Source organism: Streptomyces sp. NPDC059917 (genome assembly GCF_042730635.1).
GTDB lineage: Bacteria > Actinomycetota > Actinomycetes > Streptomycetales > Streptomycetaceae > Streptomyces.
The window spans coordinates 36328-43031 of sequence record NZ_JBHWLC010000047.1; the positions used below are offsets into that span (position 1 = coordinate 36328).

General features: G+C 69.7%; 4 protein-coding genes. 2 read left to right on the forward strand and 2 right to left on the reverse strand.

The genetic code is table 11. The features are described 5' to 3' along the window. Positions 1 to 78: 78 nt before the first annotated feature. Positions 79 to 1188: a substrate-binding domain-containing protein gene (locus tag ACFWAR_RS25230; protein WP_354379164.1), complete on the reverse strand. Its 1110-nt coding sequence runs from the start codon at positions 1186 to 1188 to the stop codon at positions 79 to 81. A 118-nt stretch (positions 1189 to 1306) separates the two neighbouring features. Continuing rightward, complete coding sequence (locus ACFWAR_RS25235) at positions 1307 to 2509, reverse strand: ROK family transcriptional regulator (protein ID WP_385781215.1); 1203 nt, start codon at positions 2507 to 2509, stop codon at positions 1307 to 1309. Between the two features lie 581 nt (positions 2510 to 3090). Between ACFWAR_RS25235 and mgtA the strand changes: the two genes are divergently transcribed. Then, positions 3091 to 5811, forward strand: a complete 2721-nt coding sequence (gene mgtA, locus ACFWAR_RS25240; protein ID WP_385781218.1) for a magnesium-translocating P-type ATPase — start codon at positions 3091 to 3093, stop codon at positions 5809 to 5811. 28 nt (positions 5812 to 5839) lie between these two features. Continuing rightward, a complete protein-coding gene (locus tag ACFWAR_RS25245; RefSeq protein WP_385781221.1) occupies positions 5840 to 6577 on the forward strand; it encodes an MgtC/SapB family protein in 738 nt (245 codons plus the stop codon). Positions 6578 to 6704: the final 127 nt, after the last annotated feature.

A 6704-nucleotide genomic window follows, 5' to 3' on the forward strand; every position in this document is an offset into this window, starting at 1 on the left:
CGGGATGGAGGCGGGGCGCCGGACAGGCGTGGGGGCCGGGCGGGGGCGGGCGATCGGCCCGCCGGCCGCGGCGGGGCCTTACTTCAGGCCGAGGGTGGCGCAGGCGTCCTTGTACTTGTCGGTGCAGATCTCGTCGGCCGTGTAGACGTTGTCCCGGATGACGGTGTCCTTGATGTTCGCCTTGGTCAGCGAGACGACCGGGATCAGCACGGACGGGACGCCCTTGGTGGTGGGGCTGTCGACCTTGGACGTGGCGACGACCTCGATCCGCTCCTTCTTCGCGAGGGCGACGGCCATCTTCGCGGCGGCCTCGGCCTCGGGGGCGTACGGCTTGTAGACGCTCATGAACTGCTCGCCCGCCACGATCCGCTGCACACCGGCGAGTTCGGCGTCCTGACCGGTGACCGGGGGCAGGGTCGTCAGGCCGGCCGCCTTGAGGGCGGTGATGATGCCGCCGGCCATGCCGTCGTTGGCGGAGTAGACGCCGGTGACCTTGTCCTTGCCGAGCGCGGTGAGCGCGGCCGCCATGTTGGTGTTGGCGTTCTCCGGCTTCCACTCGACGGTGTCGTACTCCTTGCCGATGTTCACCTTGCCGTCGAGGACGGAGTGGGCGCCCTTCTTGAACAGCGCGGCGTTCGGGTCCGTGACGGAGCCGTTCATCATGACGATCTGGCCGTCCTTGGCCTTGTCGCCCAGCGCTTCGAGGAGCGCCTTGCCCTGGACCTTGCCGACCTCTTCGTTGTCGAAGGAGGTGTAGGCGTCGATCGGGCCCTCGGCGAGGCGGTCGTAGGCGACGACGGGGATGCCCGCGTCCTTGGCCCGCTTGACCGCGCCGGCGATGGCCTTGGAGTCCACCGCGTCGATGATCAGGACGTTCACCTTGTTGGTGATCATCGTGTCGACCTGCGAGTTCTGCGTGGTCGCGTCCTGCTTCGCGTTGGCGTAGACCACTTCGCCCTTGCCGCCGGTGAGATCGGCGACCTGCTTCTCGATGAGCGGCTTGTCGAACTTCTCGTAGCGCGCGGTCTGGTTCTCCGGCAGGAGCAGACCGACCTTGATCGCGTTGCCCTTGACGACATTGGTGTCCGCCTTGTCGCCGGACTCCTTCGCGCTACCGCAAGCGGCGAGCGAGACGGCCATGGCGCCCGCGGCGACGGCTACGGCGGTTCTGCGCATACGCGTGTTCATTTCTTGAACCTCCCTGACGAGGCCGCAGCGTTGCGGCCGAGGTGGATGTGAGTCAACCCCGGCCGCAAGATTGCCGTCAAGGAGTGAATCCTTAACGAGATGACAACGGTGCCATCCGTTATCTAACTGAATGCAGCAGCACCGGCTCTTGAAACCCGCCAAGCAGGGTCGAATCGCCCATCTCGCTCAGTACGAGCGCCAACGCGCCCAGCACCTCGGCCCGCCCGCCCAACGACCCCGTGAGGACCGACAACTGACGGGCCGCACTCGGGATCGCGTACCGGCCCACGGACTCGCGGATGGGGGCCAGGACGAGCTCGCCCGCGTCCGCCAGCGAACCGCCCAGCACCACCCGGCTCGGGTTCAAGAGATTGCAGAGGCTGGCCACGCCGCTGCCCACGTGCCGGCCCACGTCGGTGATCACGCGGCGGCAGCCCGGATCACCGCCCCGCGCCAGCTCGACCACGCGCTCCATGGTGAGTTCGGGCCCGTGGCTGCTCTGCAGGAGCGGCAGCACGTAGCGGGCCGCCGCGAAGGTCTCCAGGCAGCCCCGGTTGCCGCAGCGGCAGACCGGACCCGACTCGTCCAGCGTGATGTGCCCGATCTCGCCCGCGGTGCCCCCCGGCCCCCGGTAGATCTGCCCGTTGATCACCAGACCGGCGCCGACGCCGCTGGCGACCTTGATGTACGCCAGGTCCTTGACCCCGCGGCCGCTGCCCCACACCAGCTCGCCCAGGGCGCCGAGGTTCGCGTCGTTGTCGACGTACACCGGCACGCCGAGCCGCTGCGACAGTTCCTGGCGCGGGTTGATCCCGGCCCAGCCCGGGAGGATCGAGGTCGAGCCCAGGTTCCCGGACTCCCCGTCGATCGGGCCGGGGACGCCGAGGCCGACGCCGATGACCTTGTCCCGGCTCACCTCGATGCTGTCGATCAGGCGGCCGACCAGGGCTTCCGCCCGGTCGAAGCCGTCCACCCAGGAGGCGTCGACGTCCAGCGGCTCGGCCTCCTCGGCCAGCACCTGGTGGGCGAGGTTGCCGACCGCCACGCGCAGGTGCGTGTGCCCGAAGTCGACGCCGATCACGATGCCCGCGTCCCCGCTGAGCGAGACGCTGCGGGCGCGCCGGCCCCCGGCCGAGGTCGGAGTGACCTCGACGGTCCCGCCCTCCTTGAGCTCACGGACGATGTTGGAGACCGTGGCCGCCGACAGTCCGGTGGTCCGGGCGATCTCCGCCTGGGTCAACGAACCGGCGAGCCGGACCGCCCGCACGACCCGTTCGAGGTTCGCGCGGTGCAGCGATGACTGCGATCCCGGAGTCTTCACGACTCATCCACTCCTGCCATTAGCGACGGCCTGCCGTCGCCCCCCGGCCGAGGTCGCGGTCACGAGACCCCGGCGTCTCCAACTTATGAACCCTAAGTCGAGCCTTTGCGCATCCAGACGTCAAGAGGCCGACGCAGCACGAATCGGCCACTACCGGTCATAAGTACGAGAGAAACATCCCCCCGACCCGTGTTACGGTCGCTGAGGCGCCGATCCTCTGCGGCCTTTCCGGCCGGACCGGGCGCCCGTCTGTGACCGCGCTACGCAAGGAGGTGTTCGGGATGAGTCCCGATCGAAGTCCTTGCTGCGCTCTCGTCGCCTGATCGGTTCCTGATCATTTCCTGATCGGTCCCCGACCGGCCGACCCTTCCCTTCCTGAGTGCGCACGGCCCGCGGGTGTGTCCGCGGATCTCCGTGCACTTCCTCATGCCCTCCGTACGCCCGGACCTCCGTGCCCGGCGTGCGTCCCCATGCCCGTCGGCGCTCTTCCCGGCCCCGTGCCACCCCGCGCCGACCCATGACCACTCCACGTGACCGTGCGGCTCCGCGCTGCCCGGACTCCGTGGAGGGAGGTATTCGTCATGACCATGCTCACCCCTCGTACCCCCACGAAGCTCGCACCGCCGGGCCGGGCCCGCCGCGAACGCAAGTCCGCCGAGCTGGAGGCCCGTACCCGGGCCGTCGGCGAGCGGCTCTCCGGGCTCAGCGCCCGACCCGGACCGCAGGTCCTGCAGGACCTGTCCGCCACCCGCAACGGCCTCACCCACGCCGAGGCGGCACTGCGCCTGGAGCGCGACGGCGCCAACGTCGTCGCCCACGAGCGCGCCCCGCGCTGGTGGGTGCAGCTCGCCAAGGCCTTCGCCAACCCCTTCATCGCGGTCCTCGTCTTCCTGGCCGCCGTCATGTACTGGCAGGACCCCGCGGACCCGGGCGTCGTCATCCTCTCGGTGATGATCGGGGTCAGCGGACTGCTGCGCTTCTGGCAGGAGTTCCGCTCGGGCCGGGCCGCCGACGCGCTCAAGAAGCTCGTCACCACCACCTGCGCGGTGCAGCGCCGGGCGGGCAGCGGCTCCGGGCCGACCACCTTCGAAGTGCCGATGGACCAGGTGGTCCCCGGTGACATCGTCAAGCTGGCCGCCGGCGACCTGATCCCCGCCGACCTGCGCCTGATCACCTCCAAGGACCTGATGGTCGGCCAGGCCGCCCTGTCCGGCGAGTCGTTGCCCGTCGCCAAGGCCGACACCCGCGCCGATGACCTCGGACAGTTCGAGACCACCGACCCGGTCGAGGCCGACAACCTCTGCCTGATGGGTACGTCCGTCACCTCGGGCACCGCCACCGCGGTCGTCGTCGCCACCGGCGCCGACACCTACTTCGGCTCGATGGCCGGGTCCCTGGTCGGCGAGCGCCCGCAGACCAACTTCGACACCGGCGTGCGCAAGGTCAGCTTCCTGCTGATCCGCTTCATGCTGGTGATGGTCCCCGTCGTCTTCATGATCAACGGCTTCACCAAGGGCGACTGGAACGAAGCCTTCCTCTTCGGCATCGCCGTGGCGGTCGGCCTCACCCCCGAGATGCTGCCGATGGTGGTCTCGGCCAACCTGGCGCGCGGCGCGGTCGCCATGTCCCGGCACAAGGTGGTCGTCAAGCGGCTCAACGCGATCCAGAACCTGGGCGCGATGGACGTGCTCTGCACGGACAAGACCGGCACCCTCACCGAGGACCGCATCGTCCTGGACCGCTACCTCGACGTGCACGGCGCCCCGGACAACGAGGTCCTGGAGTACGGATACCTCAACGCGCACTTCCAGACGGGCCTGCGCAACCTCATGGACCAGGCGGTCATCGACCGCGTCAACGAGGCCGAGGAGGTTGTCGTCGATGCTCGGTTCTCGATGGTCGACGAGATCCCCTTCGACTTCGCCCGACGCCGGATGTCCGTGGTCCTCAACCGCAACACCCTGGTCGGATCGGTCGGCCGGTCCGAGCACGTCATGATCACCAAGGGTGCGGTGGAGGAGGTCCTCGCCCTGTGCACCCACATGACGGACCGCGGGCAGCGGGTCGAACTGACCGAGCAGCTGCGCCGGCACGTCGCCCGCATCGCCGAGGACAACAACCGCGAGGGCCTGCGCGTCCTGGCCGTCGCCACCCGCACGATCGCCACCCCGCGCGACACCTACGCCGTCGCCGACGAGGACCAGCTGACCCTGGTCGGCTTCCTCGCCTTCCTCGACCCGCCGAAGGCCGACGCGGCCCGGGCCCTGCAGGGCCTGGCCGACAAGGGCATCACGGTCAAGGTGGTCACCGGTGACAACGAGCTGGTCGCGGCGCGGGTCTGCGCCGACGTCGGCATCGACGTGGGCCACGTGGTCACGGGCGTCGAGCTCGACGCCCTGGACGAGGCGGCGCTGCGCGAGCTGGCCGCCCGTACGACGGTCTTCGCCAAGGTCAACCCGGTCCAGAAGGCCCGGATCGTGCGGGCCCTGCAGGCCGAGGGGCACACGGTCGGCTTCCTCGGGGACGGCATCAACGACGCGGCGGCCCTGCGCGACGCGGACGTCGGCATCTCGGTGGACACCGCCGTCGACATCGCGAAGGAGTCGGCGGACATCATCCTGCTGGAGAAGGACCTGACGGTCCTGGAGCAGGGCGTGATCCAGGGCCGGACCACCTTCGGCAACACGATCAAGTACATCAAGATGACGGCCAGCTCGAACTTCGGCAACGTCTTCTCGGTGCTGGTGGCGAGCGCGTTCATCCCCTTCCAGCCGATGCTCGCGATCATGCTGCTGACGCAGAACCTGGTCTACGACATCGCGCAGCTGGCCACCCCGTGGGACCGGATGGACGAGGAGTACCTGCGCAAGCCCCGCAACTGGGACGCCAAGGGCATCGGCCGCTTCATGCTCTGCATCGGCCCGATCAGCTCGATCTTCGACATCGCGATGTTCGTGATCATGTGGAACGTCTTCGCGGCCAACAGCGAGGCGCACCAGGCGCTCTTCCAGTCCGGCTGGTTCGTCGAGGGGCTGCTCTCGCAGACCCTGATCGTCCACATGATCCGTACCCGCAAGATCCCCTTCATCCAGTCGCGGGCGTCCTGGCCGGTCATGGTGATGACCGTCCTCGCGGTGCTGGTCGGGCTCTTCCTGCCCTTCTCGCCGCTGGCCGGGTCGCTGGGTCTGGTGGCGCTGCCCGCGAGCTACTTCCCGTGGCTGATCGGCGTACTGCTCGCGTACTGCACCCTCACGCAGCTGTTGAAGACCGTGTACATCAAGAAGTTCAACACCTGGCTCTGACCGGCCGCACAGAGGAAGGGGCGGGCCGATGCAGCTCACCGAATGGCAGATGGCCGGGCACCTGGCCGCCGCGCTCGGCTTCGGGGCGGCGATCGGCCTGGAACGGCAGTGGCGGGCCCGGATGGCCGGACTGCGGACGAACGCGCTGGTCGCGGGCGGGGCCGCGCTCTTCGTCCTGCTCTCGCAGTACGGCTTCATGAGCGAGGTGTCCGAGGTCCAGTACGACGGCTCGCGGGTGGCGGCGCAGATCGTGTCCGGGATCGGCTTCCTCGGCGCCGGCGTGATCATGCGCGACGGGCTGAGCGTTCGAGGTCTGAACACCGCGGCCACGCTGTGGTGTTCGGCGGCCGTGGGCTGCCTCGCCGGCACCGGGATGTTCGTCCTCGCCGCCTTCGGCACGGCGGGCGTGGTGGGGGCCAACCTCCTGCTGCGCCCGCTGGGCCGGCGGCTGGACCGCGAACCGCGGGGCGGGGCCGAGGTGGCCACCGACTTCCACTTCGAGGCGGTGTGCCTGGAGGCGGAGGAGGCCCACATCCGCCACCGGCTGGTCGACGCGCTCGGTCGGCCCGGCTACCAACTGCGCTCGATCCGCAGCCAGGACGGCCCGAAGGACGGGCTCGTGACGGTGTCGGCGCTGCTGACCGCCGAGGGGGCCGGGGGCCGGGCGCTGGAGGAAGCGGTCAGCAACCTCTCGCTCGATCCGTCGGTCTCGGCGGTCAGCTGGTCGGTGGTGCCGGACCCGTCGGCATCGGCGTCCGACGGGTGAGGCGGCGGCCGGGGACGCGGTGGTGGTCGTGCTGCACGACCTGGGGCTCGCGGCGGCGCACGCGGACCGGGTGGGGGTCGGGGCGTGGACGGTGTCGGAGCCGCTGGCCGATCATCCGCTGCTGGCC

Bases quoted from the DNA above. Each gene is read 5' to 3' on its own strand.
- ACFWAR_RS25230 (WP_354379164.1), bottom strand. From the start codon at position 1,188: ATGAACACGCGTATGCGCAGAACCGCCGTAGCCGTCGCCGCGGGCGCC.
- mgtA (WP_385781218.1), top strand. From the start codon at position 3,091: ATGACCATGCTCACCCCTCGTACCCCCACGAAGCTCGCACCGCCGGGC.
- ACFWAR_RS25245 (WP_385781221.1), top strand. From the start codon at position 5,840: ATGCAGCTCACCGAATGGCAGATGGCCGGGCACCTGGCCGCCGCGCTC.